Annotated in this window: 11 protein-coding genes and 1 riboswitch; of the genes, 3 read left to right on the top strand and 8 right to left on the bottom strand. The window is 67.6% G+C overall.

Annotated elements, in window-relative coordinates:
• Positions 1-3: 3 nt before the first annotated feature.
• The 4 genes from N5E02_RS09835 to N5E02_RS09820 form a co-directional block, all read right to left on the bottom strand.
• Entirely contained in the window at positions 4-2,193 is a 2,190-nt protein-coding gene (locus N5E02_RS09835; RefSeq protein WP_164093070.1) for a TonB-dependent siderophore receptor, read from the bottom strand.
• A gap of 70 nt (positions 2,194-2,263) precedes the next feature.
• A riboswitch (TPP riboswitch) is annotated at positions 2,264-2,359 on the bottom strand.
• 98 nt (positions 2,360-2,457) lie between these two features.
• Positions 2,458-3,582 (bottom strand): phosphotransferase, encoded by a 1,125-nt coding sequence (locus N5E02_RS09830; RefSeq protein ID WP_065185564.1) that lies wholly within the window; start codon positions 3,580-3,582, stop codon positions 2,458-2,460.
• A gap of 128 nt (positions 3,583-3,710) precedes the next feature.
• Complete coding sequence (locus tag N5E02_RS09825) at positions 3,711-4,118, bottom strand: glycine zipper 2TM domain-containing protein (RefSeq protein ID WP_065185565.1); 408 nt, start codon at positions 4,116-4,118, stop codon at positions 3,711-3,713.
• 436 nt (positions 4,119-4,554) lie between these two features.
• On the bottom strand, positions 4,555-5,193 hold the full coding sequence (locus N5E02_RS09820) for a response regulator transcription factor (RefSeq protein ID WP_065178373.1): 639 nt from the start codon (positions 5,191-5,193) through the stop codon (positions 4,555-4,557).
• A 75-nt stretch (positions 5,194-5,268) separates the two neighbouring features.
• Between N5E02_RS09820 and N5E02_RS09815 the strand changes: the two genes are divergently transcribed.
• Positions 5,269-8,868: a transporter substrate-binding domain-containing protein gene (locus tag N5E02_RS09815; protein WP_279946218.1), complete on the top strand. Its 3,600-nt coding sequence runs from the start codon at positions 5,269-5,271 to the stop codon at positions 8,866-8,868.
• Here the strand turns inward: N5E02_RS09815 and N5E02_RS09810 are convergent.
• Positions 8,862-9,263, bottom strand: a complete 402-nt coding sequence (locus N5E02_RS09810) for a c-type cytochrome (protein WP_053497753.1) — start codon at positions 9,261-9,263, stop codon at positions 8,862-8,864. The two genes, N5E02_RS09815 and N5E02_RS09810, sit on opposite strands and share 7 nt — an antisense overlap.
• A gap of 65 nt (positions 9,264-9,328) precedes the next feature.
• Entirely contained in the window at positions 9,329-11,005 is a 1,677-nt protein-coding gene (locus N5E02_RS09805; protein ID WP_235649693.1) for an electron transfer flavoprotein-ubiquinone oxidoreductase, read from the bottom strand.
• Positions 11,006-11,262: 257 nt separating this feature from the next.
• Between N5E02_RS09805 and N5E02_RS09800 the strand changes: the two genes are divergently transcribed.
• Positions 11,263-12,426 carry an acyl-CoA dehydrogenase family protein gene (locus tag N5E02_RS09800; RefSeq protein ID WP_005420799.1) on the top strand — a complete coding sequence of 388 codons (1,164 nt, stop codon included), beginning with the start codon at positions 11,263-11,265 and terminating at the stop codon, positions 12,424-12,426.
• 334 nt (positions 12,427-12,760) lie between these two features.
• Here the strand turns inward: N5E02_RS09800 and N5E02_RS09795 are convergent, their stop codons facing one another.
• Together N5E02_RS09795 and N5E02_RS09790 are read right to left on the bottom strand one after the other, a co-directional pair.
• A complete protein-coding gene (locus N5E02_RS09795; protein WP_164093066.1) occupies positions 12,761-13,240 on the bottom strand; it encodes a tRNA (cytidine(34)-2'-O)-methyltransferase in 480 nt (159 codons plus the stop codon).
• 69 nt (positions 13,241-13,309) lie between these two features.
• Positions 13,310-13,786 (bottom strand): hypothetical protein, encoded by a 477-nt coding sequence (locus tag N5E02_RS09790; RefSeq protein ID WP_014035556.1) that lies wholly within the window; start codon positions 13,784-13,786, stop codon positions 13,310-13,312.
• Between the two features lie 416 nt (positions 13,787-14,202).
• Between N5E02_RS09790 and N5E02_RS09785 the strand changes: the two genes are divergently transcribed.
• Positions 14,203-17,032: pitrilysin family protein (locus N5E02_RS09785; RefSeq protein WP_279946217.1), on the top strand; the 2,830-nt coding region annotated here is incomplete at its 3' end.

Genomic DNA, 17,032 nt, shown 5'->3' with positions numbered 1-17,032 from the left:
TGCTCACAGCGCGAACGTCACCGACAGGCGGGCCTGTCGTGGTGCACCGGGGAACAGGTAGTAGTCACCGCCGCTGCTGCCGGTATCACGCCAGTAGAAGCGGTTGAACAGGTTGTCCACTGACAGGTTCCAGGTCACCGCGCGCTCGTGCAGGCGATGCTGGAAGCGCAGGCCGGCATCGAATACCGAATAGTCCGGTGCGCGCACGCCGCCGTCGGCACGTGCCACGTTGGCACCGGCATAGCGCCAGCCGCCGGTCACGTCCAGGCCCCGCACGAACGGCAGCGCGTAGGCCACGTGCACGCTGGCGCGTACCTTCGGCACGTTCACCAGCTGATGGCCTTCATAGGCTGGCGTGCCGGTGTCGCGCGCACGCGCCTGCAGCACGCTGGCGCTGGCCACGATCTGCAATGCATCCGTCAGCTGACCGTTGGCGGTCAGCTCCAGCCCGGTGTGGGTCTGCGTGCCTTCCTCGACGAAGGTGTAGCCCACGTCGCTGTTGTCCGGCTTGGCGTACTGGTACGGCTGCGAAATGCGGAACACGGCTGCGCCCAGCGTCAGCGCCTCGACCGGCACGTACTTCAGGCCCACTTCCAGCTGCCGCGACTGCACCGACGGCAGGAAGGTATCGGCATTGCTGGTCCAGAACGGCGCTTCCTGGCCCAGCGAAATGCCGCGCACGTAACTGGCGTAGGCGTTGAGCTGGTCGGTGGCTTTCCACACCACGGCGGTCTGTGGCAGGAAACGCGACAGGCGGCTGTGGCGTTGCGGGGTGCCGCGCTTGTCAAAGGCGCGCTCGTCCAGGCGGACGAAGCGGCCACCGGCCAGCCACTGCCAGTCGTCACCGAAGCTCATCCGGTCCAGCGCGAAGAACGCGGTCTGGCGGCTGTCCAGGCGTCGTGCGGATGGGCCCGGCATCTTCGGCGATGGCGCGAACACCGGCACCGGTGCCTCGTGGATGTTGCTGGTACCGACGTACTCGTTGACGCTCGGGCGCCTGTCCACGGTGCGGCGGAAGTAGTCGGCACCGAGGGTCAGCTGGTGGCCGACGCTGCCGGTCTCGAAGCGGCCACGCAGTTCGGCACGGGCCTGCTGGTTGCGGCGGGTGTCGTCCGGGCTGCGGTAGTCGTAGATGTCATAGTCGCCGTCGGGTGCGAAGTAGTTGCCCGGCACGCTGCCATCGGCACATTGCGCGGCGTAGTAGCAGCCGTAGGCGAAGGCGACGTTGTCATCGATCACCGAACGGCTATGGCCTACCGATACACGTGATTGCCAGGCGTCGTTGAAGTCGTAGGTATGCAGCGCGGTGATGTTGGTGCTGGCGATATCCACCGGGCGCTGCCACGGCTGGTAGCCGAGCAGATGCTCGCGGTCGACACCGCGCGGCAGGTCACGCGCGCCCAGCAGCTGGTAGCCGGACACCGAGCGCTGCGAGCTGGTCTGGTAGTTGGCATCCACTTCCAGCTTGCCGCGCTCGCCGATCAGCCAGTCGGCGGCCAGCGAGTAGAAGTTGCGGCGGCCATCGGCGTGCTCGACGTAGGAATTGCTGGAATCCCATGCGGCATTCAGGCGCACGCCGAAGCGCGGGGTGATCCAGTGGCCGACATCGACGGCAACGTAGCGCGAGCCTTCCGAATCGGTGCCGAGCGTGGCGGTGCGCACTTCCGCCGGGCGCTTGCCGATGTAATTGATGATCCCGCCCGGCGCCATCACGCCTGCCGCCAGGCCGGCTTCACCCTTGAGGATCTCCACCGACTGCACGTTCTCCAGCGCCAGGCGTTGTTCGCCGGCGATGGACAGCCCGTTGAAGCGGTAGCCGGTGGCGGCGTCCAGGGCGAAGCCGCGGATGGCGATGTTCTGGTAGTAGCCCACCGGCGCGTAGGCATCACCCAGCGAGGCATCGTTGCTGGCCAGCTCGGACAGCGAACGTACCTGGCGGCGGTCGAGGTAATCGCGCTCGAGCACGTTCATCGACGCGGGCGTGTCCTTCCAGCTGCCGCCACCGAAGGCATTCACGCGCGAGGTATCGGCCTTCGGTTTGCCGGCCTGCACGCGCACCGCCGCCAGTTCGGTCGGCGAGCGCTCGGCGCCGGTGGCAGCCGCATCGGGGGACGCTTCGGCCTCGCTGGCGTGCAGTGGCAGCGCGGCGCAGAGTGCGAGGGAGAGCAGGGTGGGGCGCAGGCAGCGGTTCATTCGGTTCGTCTTCGGACAACAAGGGAGACGAAGCGACGGCGCGCAGGTGCACCGGCCCATGACGGGGGTGTGGCTGCGGCTCAAAGCTCCCTACGCCGGTGCAAACCGGATCAGGTTCCAAGGGACTCTCTCAGCCTGGCAGATCCAGGCACCCCCGCTTCAGGTGACCATTTCACTACAAATGGTACGGATTTGCGAGCGCCACCCAGGGTCAGATCCCTTTCCTGCGGAAAGGGATCCGACCCCAACGCTGCATCAACCGGATCACGCGGCGGCGTGCAGGGCCTGCAGCAGTGCCTGCCCCGGGGCGGTATGGAACCACGCCGGATGGCCAAGCATGAAGGGCTGCCACGCCACATCGGCATTGGCGGTCGAGCCTGTGACGCCCTCGAAATACTCCACTTCGGACAGTGCGAAGTCGAAATGCACCATCGGCAGCAGGTCGGCCAGCAGGTGCACGCGTGCCGCCGACAGCGGCAGCACCTGGCGGTAGCCATCGAGCAACGCCAGCGCGATATCGATGCGCACCGCCTCCATGCCGCGCTCCAGCTCCAGCCATGCCACGGCGTTGCGCTCGATGGCGGTAGCCAGGTCGAACAGTGCACTGGTGGGCGAGGCCAGGCCGAAATCCAGCACGGTGCTGACCTGCCCGTCGCGCCACAGCAGGTTGGAGACATGCCAGTCGTTGTGCGCCCACAGCCGTGGTTCGTCGCGCAGGCGCTCGGCCAGTCCCGTGTGCCAAGGCAGCACGTCACGCCGCAGCTGTGCTTCCCACGGAATGCGCGCGAGATAGCGGGCCAGGCCGGGGCGCTCGTGCAGCCCTGCCTTGATTGCCGCCACCGGATCGTCGGCGCGGATCAGATCATCGCGCGCGACCAGCAGATGGGTGCTGCGCTGGGGCGCGCGGTAGCCGTCGGCAGCACGGTGCAGCTGGGCCAGCATGCGTCCGGCTTCACGGGCCTGCGCGACGTCGGTCAGCAGCGACCACGACACCGCGTCGCGGTACAGGTCGTCGCCTACGCCGACGTCGTGCAGTTCAAACGTCCATTCGCCGTGTTCGACCGCGGTGTGACCATCGGTCGCTGCCAGCACCTGTGCCACCGGCACGCCAGCAGCGTCGAGATGGGCGATGAAGCGGTGCTCTTCCTCCAGGCAGGCCGCGTTGCGCACGCTGTGGTGATGGCGCTTGATGAACACCGCGCCGCGCGTGCCATCGACGATGGCGGCAGCCGACAGCGGTCGCGGGCTGTGCCAGCGCGGCTGGCTGCCGCTGTGCAGCTGCGGATAGCACTGCCGCAACCACGCGATGTCCGCCGCGCTGATCGGTGGCCAGTCGGCAGCGACCTCGTCGTTGTTGAGGCCCTGCACGCGGTGGGAGGAAGACGTCATGCCGCAGCCCGAGAGGGGAAAGTCACATCCAAGGCTGCGCATTCAACGCCATGCGCGCGGCCAACGCAAACGGGCGGGTCATCGACCCGCCCGTCTCTGCCATCGGCAGGGTAACGCCGCTGTGCCGCTTACCAGCCGCGATGGCGACCGCGGTCGTGGTAGTAGCGGTTGTCGTAGTAACGCTCGCGCTGCCAGCGGCGGTCGTCGCCACGATCGTAGTAACCGCTGCGGTAGTAGCCACGATCGTAGCGGCGGTCGTAACGGTTGTCGTAGTAGCGATTGTCGTAATAACGACGGTCGCGGCGGTCGGAGGTGGTCAGATTGCCGATCGCGCCGCCGGCCACGGCACCACCGACGGTGGCGGCAGGATCACCGTTGGAGAGCAGGTTGCCGGCCACGCCACCGACCACGGCGCCGACCAGGGTGCGCTTGTCCTTCCTCGACATCGCGCTGGCATCGCTGACCATGGCGACACCGGCAACCAGTGCCAGAGCCATCGCCAGACCACGGAAGCTGAGTGTGGAAGTACTGAGCATGTTCGTTCTCCTGTGAGGTGCATGCCACGCTGGGCAGGGAGGGCGCGGGGCGCCCCGGCTGCCGTGATGTCCACGCTGGCGTTCCAACATTGCCGGAACATTGCCTGGTGCACCGAGCGGCTTGCGCATTCATCTAGCGGCAGGCGGCATGAAGCAAGGCTGAAAGCGGCTGCGGCCGCTCAGCTGGCGGAAAGGAAAAGGGCCGCGGAGGTGGCCCCTCCCTTCTCTGCCAAGGCGTTGGCATGTCCGACGCCCATCGCTTTCTGGGCCTGCCGCGCCTGCTCCTGCGGGGTCTCCTGCTGCGGCTGCAGCACGTCAGGCGCGCTCTGCACCGAACCGCTGCGAAGCGCCAGGCTCTGCCCGCTGGCGGCCGGACATGCGCCGGTCGATTCCTTCGACCTCGCATTGTTGCCGGTGCGATTATGTGAATCGCGTCTCAGATTTTCCCGTCACGCAGATAGTCGAACAATTCGGCATCGCCCTTCAGCCCCAGCTTGAGCATCGCATCGCCTTTCTGCCGGCTGATGGTGCTGACGCTCTTGTGCAGCAGCAGCGAAATCTCCTTTACCGTCATGCCGGTGCCGAGCAAGCGCAGCACCTCCACCTCGCGCGGGGACAGCGGCTTGCCGTCGCCCTCGCGCATGCGCCAGCTGCCGGCCGCTTCCACCCGCTCGCGCAGGCTGCGGCTGATGTAGGGCTGGCCGCGGTAGACCGACTGGATGGCCTGTGGCAGTTCGTCCATCGACGAACTCTTGTCGACCAGGCCGAGCACGCCGCTGTCGAGTACCATGCGCAGGATCGCCAGGTTGCTGGAGACGCTGAGCATCAGCACCGGCAGTTCGGGATGGCGGCGGCGGATCATGCCGATCATGGCGAAGCCGTCGGCCTGCGGGCTGCCCGGCATGGAGTAGTCGGTGACCAGCAGGTCACAGGGCTGGCTGGCGAGCAGGGTCATCAGCGCCTGCGCGCTGTCGGCCTCGCCGACCACGCGGCCGACGCCGCTCGACTCAATGACGGCGCGGGTACCGATACGGACCACGGGGTGATCGTCTGCGATGATGATGCGCAAGCTCATGCTCTAGTATGGCCATCGGGCACGCCGGACCGCGACCATCGCGGTCCCTGGCAGGATTCTAGGAGATCGACGCAGATGCGTAGGTGGGCTGTTCGCGGGCTGCTCCTGCTGCTGGCGGTGCTGGCGCTGCCCGTGGCCCAGGCACAGCCGGCCCCTGGCCTGCTGCCGCTCAGCCCGTTGCAGCGCGAATACCTGGTGGCGCATCCGACCATCGTTGTCGGGCAGTATGACAGCGGCTGGCCGCCCTTCGAGTCCCTCCGTGATGGCAAGCAGGTCGGGCTGGGACCGGACTACCTGTCGCATCTTGCTCGCCAGCTCGGTGTGAAGGTCGAGGCGCGCCGCTATCCGGACTGGACATCCGTGCTGGATGCGGCATGTCGTGGCGAGATCGACGTGGTGATGAATGTCGGCCTCAGTGCCGACCGCACCCGCTGCATGGTCTATACCGCAGCCTACAGTGAGGCGCCGCTCGCTCTGGTGGGCCGGCCCGATGACCTGCGTGCCTCCGACATGCCGGACCTGGATGGGCTGAGGGTGGTGATCGAACAGGACTTCCTGACCGGTCCGCAGGTGCGCGCCCGATTCCCGCGTGCCCGCCAGCTTGTCGCAAACGACACGTTGAGCGCATTGCAGATGGTCATAGACGACAAAGCGGACGTCTACATCGGCAATGCCTTCGTCGCCACCGAGCTGATTGCCAGCCGGCGCCTGCAGGGCGTGGCGCTGTTGCGGCCGAGCGACCTGCCCCCCGAACGGTTGCACTTCGGCATTCCCAACAGCAAGCAACCCCTGGCCGAAGCCCTGGACCTGGCGCTGGCCGCGACCAGCCAGGCCCAGCGCGATGCCCTCGCACAACGCTGGTTGTCACCGCCGCACTGGTCGGCATCGGCGCAGCTGGCGCTGAGCCAGGCCGAGAAGCGTGTGCTGGAGCAGCCGCTGATGATCGGTTTCGCGCCGAATGCCGCGCCCCTGTCGTTCACCGGCGAGGATGGCCGGCCCAGTGGCCTGGCCAGCGAGTACCTGCAGCGCCTGATGCAGGCCGGCGCCAACCTGAAGGTCGAGAACAGCCACGACTGGTACGAGGTGCGTGAGAAGGCCCGCCGCGGTGAACTGCAGGCGGTGATGGGCATACCCGTTGATTCGCGCTACCTGGGCCCGGACTGGGTGTTCAGCCAGCCCTTCATCAGCGTGCCGAACGTGATTGTGGTCAGGAGCGATGGCGAATCGCTGCTGGGCCTGGCCGACCTGCAGGGCAAGCGCGTGCTGCTGTCCGACCCGGAGCGCGTGCGTGGCTATGTGCAGCAACAGGCGCCGCAGGCCCGGATCATTGCTGCGCGGAGTGCCGAGCAGGCGCTGCAGCGCCTGCTTGAGGGTGAAGCCGATGCCTATGTGGGCAACCTTGCCGTGGTCGATCACTTGCTGCGCAGCCGTTTCCCGGGGCGGATGCAGGTCGCGGCTCCGGCCGGTTTCAACGACCAGCTGGCGCTGGCGGTGGATCGCCGCCATGCGGCCCTGGCCACGACCTTCGATCGCCTGCTGCTGCAGATGACCCCACGCAAGCGCGAGGCGTTGCGCAGCGCCTGGCTGGCGGTGGAGTACCGCAATGGGGTCGACTGGAGCAATCTGCTGCGGTGGGGCGTGCCCGTGCTGATGGTGCTGCTGACCGCACTGCTGGTGCATGGCGTGGGCCATTGGCGGCTGCGCCGTGAGGTGGCAGGACGCCGCCAGCTGGAGCAGCGCCTGGCCGAGGTGACCGACAACCTGCCGGCGGTGGTCTACCAGGCCCGTCGCGATGCCGATGGCACGCTGAGCTTCCCGTTCATCGCCGGTGACCTGCCTGCGTTGTTCGGTATCACCCGTCAGCAGGCCGAACAGGATGCGAGGGTGTTGCTGGAACGCGTCGAGCAGGAGGACCGCGCGCGCATCCTGCATTCCATCGAGCAGGCCGCGCACCAGTTCGCGCCGTTGATCCTGGAGTTTCGCCTGCGCAGCGACGGGGAAGGCGTGCGCTGGGTGCGCAGCCAGGCCCATCCCTACGCCGCCGAAGAAGGCGCGGTGATCTGGAGCGGGTACTGGGTGGATGTAAGCGAGGCGCGGATGCAGGCCGATGCACTGGCGGCGGCGAAGGCGGACGCCGAGCAGGCCGCTGAGGCCAAATCGCGTTTCCTGGCCACGATGAGCCACGAGATCCGTACGCCGATGAGCGGCGTGCTGGGCATGCTGGAGGTGCTGGCACACTCACCGCTGGACAGCGAGCAGCAGCGCATCCTCGGCGTGATCGAGGATTCGGCGCAGATGCTGCGGCAGATCCTCGACGACATCCTCGATTACTCGCGGCTGGAAGCGGGTGCACTGCGCCTGGAGCCGGTACCGCAACCGCTGCGGCCGCTGCTGGAAAGCGTGTGCCGGTTGATGTCGGCGCAGGCCAGTGCACGCGGGCTGGAGCTGCATGTGCAGATCGACCCTCAGCTGGCGGCAGCGCACGAAGTGGATGGCGTGCGCCTGCGCCAGATCGTGTTCAACCTGCTCAGCAATGCCATCAAGTTCACTGCGCGCGGCGAAGTGCGGCTGCAGCTGGAGGTACTGGGCCCGACCGCCGACGACGGCAGCCAGCCGCTGTGCCTGAGCGTCACCGACACCGGCATCGGAATCGCACCGGAACAGCTGCGGCACCTGTTTGCGCCGTTCACCCAGGCCGGTGCCTACATCCAGCGCGACCATGGTGGTACCGGCCTCGGCCTGAGCATCTGCCAGCGCCTGGTGCAGATGATGGGCGGCGAGCTGGAGCTGCACAGCACGCTGGGCGAGGGCACCCGCGCCGAGGTGCGGCTGGCGCTGGTGGAGGCAGGCAGGGGTGACGTTGAAGCGCTGGTTGCGGAGCAGGAGCAGGCGGCGCTGCTGCCGCCGGCGTTGCGCGAGGCACGCGTGCTGGTGATCGAGGACCACCCGACCAACCAGGCGATGATGGCGTGGCGGCTGCAGCAGCTGGGCGTACCCCATGTGCTGCTGGGCGATGGCCAGCAGGCACTGGACCGCTTGTCATCGGAGGCCTTCGACCTGGTCATTACCGACTGCCGCATGCCGGTACTCGACGGCTTCGGTTTCACCCGCCTGTTGCGCGAGCGCGAGGGCCGTACCGGCCAGCCGCGGCTGACGGTGCTGGCGCTGACCGCCAGCGTGCTGGACGACGATGCGCGCCGCTGCCGCGAAGCCGGCATGGACGAGGTGCTGGCCAAGCCGCTGTCGCTGGCCACGCTGCGCACCGCGCTGCTGCGCTGGCTGCCGCAGGCACAGGGCCAGTCATTCGATGCGCCGGTGCAGGAGACTGTCGCCGACGACGCTGAAGTGCTGCCTGATCTGGCCACCCTGCAGCAGCGCTATGGCTCGCGCGCCGTGGCCGAGCAGCTGCGCGACAGCCTGTTGCAGGCCAGTGAAAGTGATCTGGCGGCGGTGCAGCGCGCCGTGCGGGCCGGTGACCGCGCGACTGCGGCGCTCCACCTGCATCGCCAGGCGGGCGGTCTGGGGGCGATCGGGGCAAGCGCACTGGCCGGGCAGGCCAACGCGCTGGTCGAGCGCCTGCAGGATGCGACCGAGGCCGATCCGGCACCGGTATTCGCCGCTGTAACGGCGTTCGTGGCAAGGCTGCAGCATCAGCTGCAGCGACTGGCTCACTGAGCCGACTGCTGTTGCAGGTAGGCGATCACCAGCGCGCGGCGTTCGGCGCTGGGAAAGGCGTTGTACATGCGCGTGCCGGGCACCACGTGGGTGGGCGACTGCAGGAACGCGTCCAGGGTCTGCGCGCTCCAGGTGATGTCGGCGCGGCGCATACCGTCGGAATAGCCGTAATCGGGCAGGCTGCCGGCGCGACGGCCGATCACGCCGTGCAGGTTGGGGCCGAAGCGGTGGATGCCGCCAGGCTGCACGGTGTGGCAGCCGGCGCACAGTTCGAACGCGCGCTGCATGGCCTGCTGCCGGGCCTGTTCGGGCGTGGCCGGCGCCGCAGGCGGGCGCTGGCAGGCCGTGGCAAGCAGGGCCACGGCAACGGTGGTGAGCAGGCGGGAGGCACGCATGGGCGGGCAGGATAGCGGTGCGGTGGAGCGACCGGGCTGCAACACGCGGTCGCAGCCCGGGGCGATCACATGCCCGAGTAGTTCGGGCCGCCGCCGCCCTGCGGGGTCACCCAGACGATGTTCTGGGTCGGATCCTTGATGTCGCAGGTCTTGCAGTGCACGCAGTTCTGCGCGTTGATCTGCAGGCGCGCGTTGTCGGCGTCGCCGACGAACTCGTACACGCCGGCCGGGCAGTAACGGGCTTCGGGACCGGCGTACTCGGCCAGGTTCACCTTCACCGGAATGCTCGGATCCTTCAGCGTCAGGTGGCTGGGCTGGTTCTCGTCGTGGTTGGTGCTGCTCAGGAACACCGAGCTGAGACGATCGAAGGTCAGCACGCCATCGGGCTTGGGGTAGGCGATGCGGGTGTGCTGCGACGCCGGCTCCAGGCAGGCGTGGTCCGGCTGGGTGCGGTGCAGGGTCCACGGCGGGTTGCGCACGCCCAGCTTCGGCAGCAGCCACTGCTCCACGCCGGTCATCAGCGTGGCAACGGTCTGGCCCTTCTTGAACCACTGCTTGAAGTTCTTGGCCTGCTGCAGTTCGGTGAACAGCCAGCTGGCTTCAAACGCCTTCGGGTAGGCGCTCAGTTCATCGTGCTGGCGATCGGCGGCCAGCGCGTCGAACGCGGCGTCGGCGCACAGCATGCCGGTCTTGATCGCGGCATGACTGCCCTTGATGCGGCTGGCGTTGAGGTAGCCGGCCTCGCAGCCGACCAGCGCCCCCCCGGGGAACACCGTCTTCGGCAGCGAGAGCAGGCCGCCGGCGGTGATCGCACGGGCGCCGTAACCGATGCGGGTGCCGCCCTCCAGGTGCTTGCGGATGGAGGGATGGGTCTTGAAACGCTGGAACTCCTCGAACGGGCTCAGCCACGGGTTCTTGTAGTCCAGGCCGACCACGTAACCAATGGCGACCTTGCCGCCGTCGGCGTGGTACAGGAACGCGCCGCCGTAGGTGTCGCTGTCCAGCGGCCAGCCAGCCGCATGCACCACCAGGCCCGGCTCATGCCTGGCCGGGTCGATCTGCCACAGCTCCTTGATGCCGATGCCGTAGGCCTGCGGGTCCTTGCCTTCGTCCAGTTTGTAGCGGGCGATCAGCTGGCGGCCGAGGTGGCCGCGCGCACCTTCGGCGAAGATCGTGTACTTGGCGTGCAGCGCCATCCCACGCTCGAAGGCCGGGCCGATGCTGCCGTCCTTCTCGATGCCCATGTCGCCGGTGGCCACGCCGATCACCTCGCCGTCGTCGCCGTACAGCACTTCTGCAGCGGCGAAGCCCGGGAAGATCGCAACCTCCAGCGCCTCGGCCTGTTGCGCCAGCCAGCGGGTCACTTCGCCCAGGCTGATGATGTAGTTGCCTTCGTTGTGGAAGCACTCCGGCAGCAGCGCGTTGGGGGTGCTGCGCGCGCCGGTCTCGCTGAGGAACAGGAATTCGTCGCGGGTGACCTTCTGCTTCAGCGGTGCGCCGCGCTCGGCCCAGTCCGGGAACAGCTCGGTCAGCGCGCGCGGATCCATCACCGCGCCGGACAGCACGTGCGCGCCCGGTTCGGAACCCTTCTCCAGCACGCACACCGACAGCTCGCGGCCGGCTTCGAGCGCGCGCTGGCGCAGCCGGATCGCGGTGGCCAGGCCGGCGGGGCCGGCACCGACGATCACCACGTCGAATTCCATTACTTCACGCGGGGGCAGGGCGTTGGCTTCAGCGCTCATCGATTGCATGACTCGTGGGTAGGGCCGGCATCGGGGCCACCGGCGGTGCCTGGGAATCGCGCGTGCGGCCACGGGCGAAACAGTTGTTTGAATGTGTCAGGGTACCGGTACGCGCGTGATCGAGCTAGATCAGCGATGTTCACACCACGATTGCTGCATTGCAGCGTAGTGCTGCAGCTCTGGTGGGTGCCGACCTTGGTCGGCACGCTCTGCCCGGATGACCGACAATGGCCGGGTCCTGACTGCGTGTGAGTGCCATGGCTTTGCATCCGTACGATCTGTTCGATGTCCGTTCCCTGCTCAACGAGGAAGAGCGCGCAGTGCAGGAGAGCGTCGCCCGCTTCACCAACGAGCGCGTGCTGCCGATCATCGGCGATGCCTTCGACCAGGCCCGCTTCCCCGATGAACTGGTGCCTGAGATCGCCTCGTTGGGCCTGCTGGGCGCGACCCTGCCGGCCGAGTACGGCGGCGGTGGCCTCGGCGCGGTCAGCTATGGCCTGATCTGCCAGGAGCTGGAGCGCGGCGATTCGGGCCTGCGCAGCTTCGTTTCGGTGCAGAGCTCGCTGTGCATGTATCCCATCTACGCGTACGGCAGCGAGGAACAGCGCCAGCAGTGGCTGCCGGCGATGGCACGCGGCGAACTGATCGGCTGCTTCGGCCTGACCGAGGCGCACGGTGGGTCCGACCCGGCCAGCATGAAGACCCGCGCGGTGCGCGACGGCAGCGACTGGCGCATCAGCGGCAGCAAGATGTGGATCACCAGCGGCCCGGTGGCCGACCTGGCCATCGTCTGGGCACAGACCGAAGATGGCATCCAAGGCTTCGTGCTGGAAAAGGGCATGGCCGGCTTCACGACGCAGGAGATCAAGCACAAGATGAGCCTGCGCGCGTCGCTGACCGGCGCGCTGTTCTTCGATGACGTGCGCGTGCCCGACAGCCATCGCCTGCCGAACGTGAAGGGCCTGAAGGGGCCGCTGGGCTGCCTGACCCAGGCCCGTTACGGCATCAGCTGGGGCCCGATCGGTGCGGCGATTGCCTGCCTGGATGAAGCACTTGGCTATGCCAAGGAGCGCGTGCTGTTTGGTCGTCCGCTGGCGGCCACGCAGAGCGCGCAGATCAAGCTGGCCGAGATGGCCCGCCGCATCACCACCGCGCAGCTGCTGGCCTTGCAGCTGGGCCGCCTGAAGGAAGCCGGCCAGCTGCAGCCGCAGCAGGTCAGCCTGGCCAAGTGGAACAACTGCCGCATGGCGATTGACATCGCCCGCGAGTGTCGCGATCTGCTTGGTGGGGCTGGGATCACCACCGAGCACGTGGCGATCCGCCACGCGCTGAACCTGGAATCGGTGATCACCTATGAAGGCACCGAGACCGTGCACCAGCTGGTGATCGGCCGCGAACTGACCGGCATCAACGCGTTCTGAGTGCACCGGTAGTGCCGGCCGCTGGCCGGCATTGCCAGGTAGGGTGCACGCGCCCCGGGAAACGCAAGGGCGCCCACTCCTGATTGATCCAGGCGGAAGGCATCCACGCATGGCGTGGATTTACCGCGCGGCTGTTGGGTCCGCCTTGAAGCGAGCCGAGCACCACAGGACCGACGGGGGCGAAGAGGCGCGGGTGTCTGAGCGCAGCGAGTTCCGCGCCGTCCCCCGGCGGGCCGAGGAGCGCAGGGTACCGGTGCAGAGCACCGGCTCGCGGGCGGCGGCGCGTTTCTTTGGTTACTTTCTTTGCGCGAGCAAAGAAAGTGACACACGTGAGCTACGCCCCACCGGCAAACCCATGCTGCCGCCACGCCTCGTACATCACCACCGCAACGGTGTTGGAAAGATTGAGGCTGCGGTTGTCCGGCCGCATCGGCAGGCGCAGGCGGCGGCCGTCGGGCAGGGCATCGAGCACCTCCTGCGGCAGGCCACGGCTTTCCGGGCCGAACAGGAACGCATCACCGTCTTCGAAGGCCACGCTGTCGTAGCGCCCGCTGGCGCGGGTACTGAGTGCGAACAATCGATTCGGTGCGATCCGCGCCAGCGCGGTGTCCAGGTCGGGGTGCACCTGCAGGCGCGAGTACTCGTGGTAGTCCAGGCCGGCGCGCTTGAGCTGCTTGTCTTCCAGTGCGAAGCCGAGTGGCTCGACCAGGTGCAGCTGCGCGCCGGTGTTGGCGCAGAGCCGGATCACATTGCCCGTGTTGGGCGGGATTTCCGGTTGGAACAGGATCACGTGGAACTGGGGCGCGGCATTCATCGGCGCAGTGTACCTGCGACGACCGCCGCCTTTACGGCGCACGCCCTGCACGGGGCAGGGCGGCACCGGTTACGGGCGCAGCAGGACCTGGGCGGTTTCGGTGGCCAGGGCCTGCAGGTCGGCGGCGCTCGGGCGCACCTGCAGGGCCGGCAGGTTGACGATGACCGAGTTGGCGACGTTGGTGGCAGCGGCAGCCAGGGTGGCGGCGTAGCGCTGGGCTTCCAGTTCGGCGGCCAGGGCGACGCGCTGTTCCAGGCTCGGGCGCACTTCCACCGAGGCCAGCGTGGTGATCGGCATCGCGGCGGCGACCGGGGCGGCGACGTAGCCGTTGCGCTCGGCCAGCTGGTCGGCGCTCGGGCGCACTTCCACGGTGGCCAGGGTCGGGATGCCGCTGGCCTGTTCCCAGGCCTGCTGGGCCAGCTGGTCGGCGGCCGGGCGAACCTGCACGGTGGACAGGGTCTTGATGGATTCGGAGGCCTGCACCGACGAAACAACCGCGGTGCCGGCGATCAGGGCGATGGCGATGGCAATGGTCTTGGCGTTCATGACGGGGCCTGTTTAGTGTTGGTGAGCAGTGGTGTGGTAGTAAGGTAGTACACCAGTTCTGGGCATGCAAGAGAAATTTTCGATTTCCTGCATCTGTTCAGTCTTCAGTCAGCTTTTGTCTGAAGCCCTTCCTGGCGCAGGAAGTACCAAGCAATCCGCGTGCCAACTTTTAGTTATTGATTTGAAAGGCTTTTATGTGGTCCCGAAAGTGTCCGCTGGGCGGACACCTGTCCATTCGATAAGCCGCGGACACTGTCCGGACGCCTTCAGCCGGCGTCTGTGACGTTTCAAGAGCGCCCCTGGGCGTCGGGCTGGATGGTCATCTGGGCAAACACCCCCAGTGACTGGCGACCGATTCCGGCCGCCGCGCGCGCAGGCTAGGATCGGGGTTCACCTTCGTGACCAAGGATCCGGATATGTCTCTCGCCCTTCGCCCGCGCGCTGCACTGCTGGCCGTCGCTCTCAGCACCGCCCTGGGCACGCTCGCGCCCACCCATGCGCTCGCCGCCAAGCCGGCGGCACCGGCCAAGGTCGATATCCCGTACGAGCAGTTCACCCTGCCCAACGGCCTGCGCGTGATCGTGCATACCGATCGCAAGGCGCCGATCGTTGCGGTCAACGTCTGGTACCACGTGGGCAGCAAGGACGAGCCGGCTGGCCGTACCGGCTTTGCGCACCTGTTCGAACACCTGATGTTCCAGGGCAGCGAAAACCACGACGGCGAGTTCTTCGAGCCGTTCAAGCAGGTGGGTGCCACCAACCAGAACGGCACCACCAACACCGACCGCACCAATTACTTCGAGAACGTGCCGACCACCGCGCTGGACATGGCACTGTGGATGGAATCGGACCGCATGGGCCATCTGGTCGGTGCGATCGACCAGGCCGCGCTGGACGAGCAGCGTGGCGTGGTGCAGAACGAGAAGCGCCAGGGCGAGAACCAGCCCTACGGCCAGGCCTGGGACCAGCTCAACAAGGCGCTGTACCCGGTGGGCCACCCGTACCACCACGGCGTGATCGGGTCGATGAACGATCTGAACGCGGCGTCGCTGGATGACGTGAAGACCTGGTTCCGCACCTGGTACGGCCCGAACAATGCGGTGCTGGTGCTGGCCGGCGACATCGACCTGGCCACCGCCAAGGAAAAGGTCGCCAGGTACTTCGGCAGCATCCCGGCCGGCCCGACCATGGCGCAGCCGGCGGTGAACGTGGCCAAGCGTAGTGCCGACACGCGCGAGACGATGACCGACAAGGTGCCGCAGGCGCGCATCTACCGCGCCTGGAACGTGCCGCAGGTCGGCACCACCGAGGTCGATCAGCTGCAGTTGTTCGCGCAGGTGCTCGGCGGTGCGAAGTCTTCGCGCCTGAGCCAGCGCCTGCAGCACCAGGACAAGCTGGTGGACAGCATCGCGTCGGGCCTGTCGACCTCGCAGTTGGGCTCGAACTTCGTGATCATGGCGACGGTCAAGCAGGGCCAGGACCCGGCCAAGGTCGAGAAGATCATCGACGAGGAACTGGACCGGCTGATCAAGCAGGGCCCGACCGCGGCCGAACTGGAGCGTGCCAAGACCGGTGCCCGCGCAGGCTTCATCCGCGGTATCGAGCGCATCGGTGGCTTCGGCGGCAAGGCCGACGCCCTTGCAGAATGTGCGGTGTTCACCGGCGACCCGGGCTGCTTCCGTACCTCGCTGGCCAACATCGAGAAGGCCAGTGCTGCTGATCTGAGCCGGCTGGGCGCGCAGTGGCTGGACAAGGGCAGTCACACCCTGGTGATCGCACCGGGTGAGCGCGTGGCGCTGAAGGAAGACCCGAGCCAGGCGCCGAAGCCGTTCACCGTGCCGGCGGTGGACCCGAAGTACAGCACCCTGCCCGAGCAGGTCGACCGCAAGGCCGGCGTGCCGCAGACCCGCGAGTTCCCGCAGCTGAAGTTCCCGGCGCTGCAGCGTGCCACGCTGAAGAACGGCACCCAGGTGATCCTGGCCGAGCGCCACGAGATTCCGGTGGTGCAGTTCAGCTACCAGTTCCCGGGCGGCTTCAGTGCCGACCAGGGCCGCAAGCCGGGCACCGCCAACTTCACCATGAGCCTGATGACCGAAGGCGCCGGCAAGCTGGGCTCGCTGGCCTTCGCCGACGCCGCGGATGCGCTGGGCGCCAGCCTGGATGCTTCGGCCGGCCTGGATTCGATGAGCGTGGACCTGTCGGCACTGAAGGAAAACCTGGCACCGTCGCTGGCGCTGTACCGCGACCTGCTGCGCGAACCGCGCTTCGAGCAGGGCGAGATCGACCGGGTCAAGGCGAGCTGGATCGCTGGCATCCAGCAGGAGAAGGTGAACCCGGGTGCGGTGGCGATGCGCGTGCTGCCCCCGCTGCTGTATGGCAAGGGCCACCCGTATGCCATTCCGTTTACCGGTAGCGGTGACGAGGCGGCGATCAACGGCCTGACCCGCGAGGACCTGGTCGACTTCCACCACGACTGGCTGCGCCCGCAGAACGGCACCCTGATCGTGGTCGGCGACACCACCCTGGCCGAGATCGTGCCGCTGCTGGACAAGCAGCTGGGCGACTGGAAGGCCAGTGGCGAGGCCCCGCAGGTGAAGGCGGCCACCGACGTTGCGCTGCCGAAGGGCCCGCGCGTGTTCCTGATCGACCAGCCGGGCGCAGTACAGGCCAACCTGTTCGCCGGCCAGGTGGTGGCACCTTCCAGCGCCACCAGTTCGACCCGCTTCGACATCGCCAACGGCGTGATCGGCGGCGACTTCACCTCGCGCCTGAACATGAACCTGCGCGAGGACAAGCACTGGTCGTACGGTGCGCGCAGCAGCGCGGTCAGTTCGGTGGGCCAGCGCCCGTGGATGGCCAGCGCGCCGGTGCAGATCGACAAGACCGGCCCGGCACTGGCGGAAATGCGCAAGGAAATCGCCGCGTTCGCCGATGGCAGCAAGCCGGCCACCGCTGCCGAGGTCAACCGCATCCGCAACATCCAGACCCTGAGCCTGCCCGGTGCCTACGAGACCGCCAGTGCGGTGGCGTCGACCATCGGTTCGATCGTGCAGTTCAAGCGCCCGGACGACTACGTGCTGCGGCGCAAGGCCGAGATCGAAGCGATGACCCCGGCGCAGGTGCAGCAGGCCGCCGCCGAGATCAAGCCGCAGGCCCTGACCTGGGTGGTGGTGGGTGACCTCAAGCAGACCGAAGCGGCCGTGCGCGCGCTGAACCTGGGCGAGGTGACGGTGATCGACGCCGAAG

The sequence above is a fragment of the Stenotrophomonas sp. GD03777 genome, assembly GCF_029842485.1.
Classification (GTDB): Bacteria; Pseudomonadota; Gammaproteobacteria; order Xanthomonadales; family Xanthomonadaceae; genus Stenotrophomonas; species Stenotrophomonas sepilia.
Note: the sequence above shows the minus strand (reverse complement) of the source record. Positions and strands in the feature narration are given on the sequence as shown.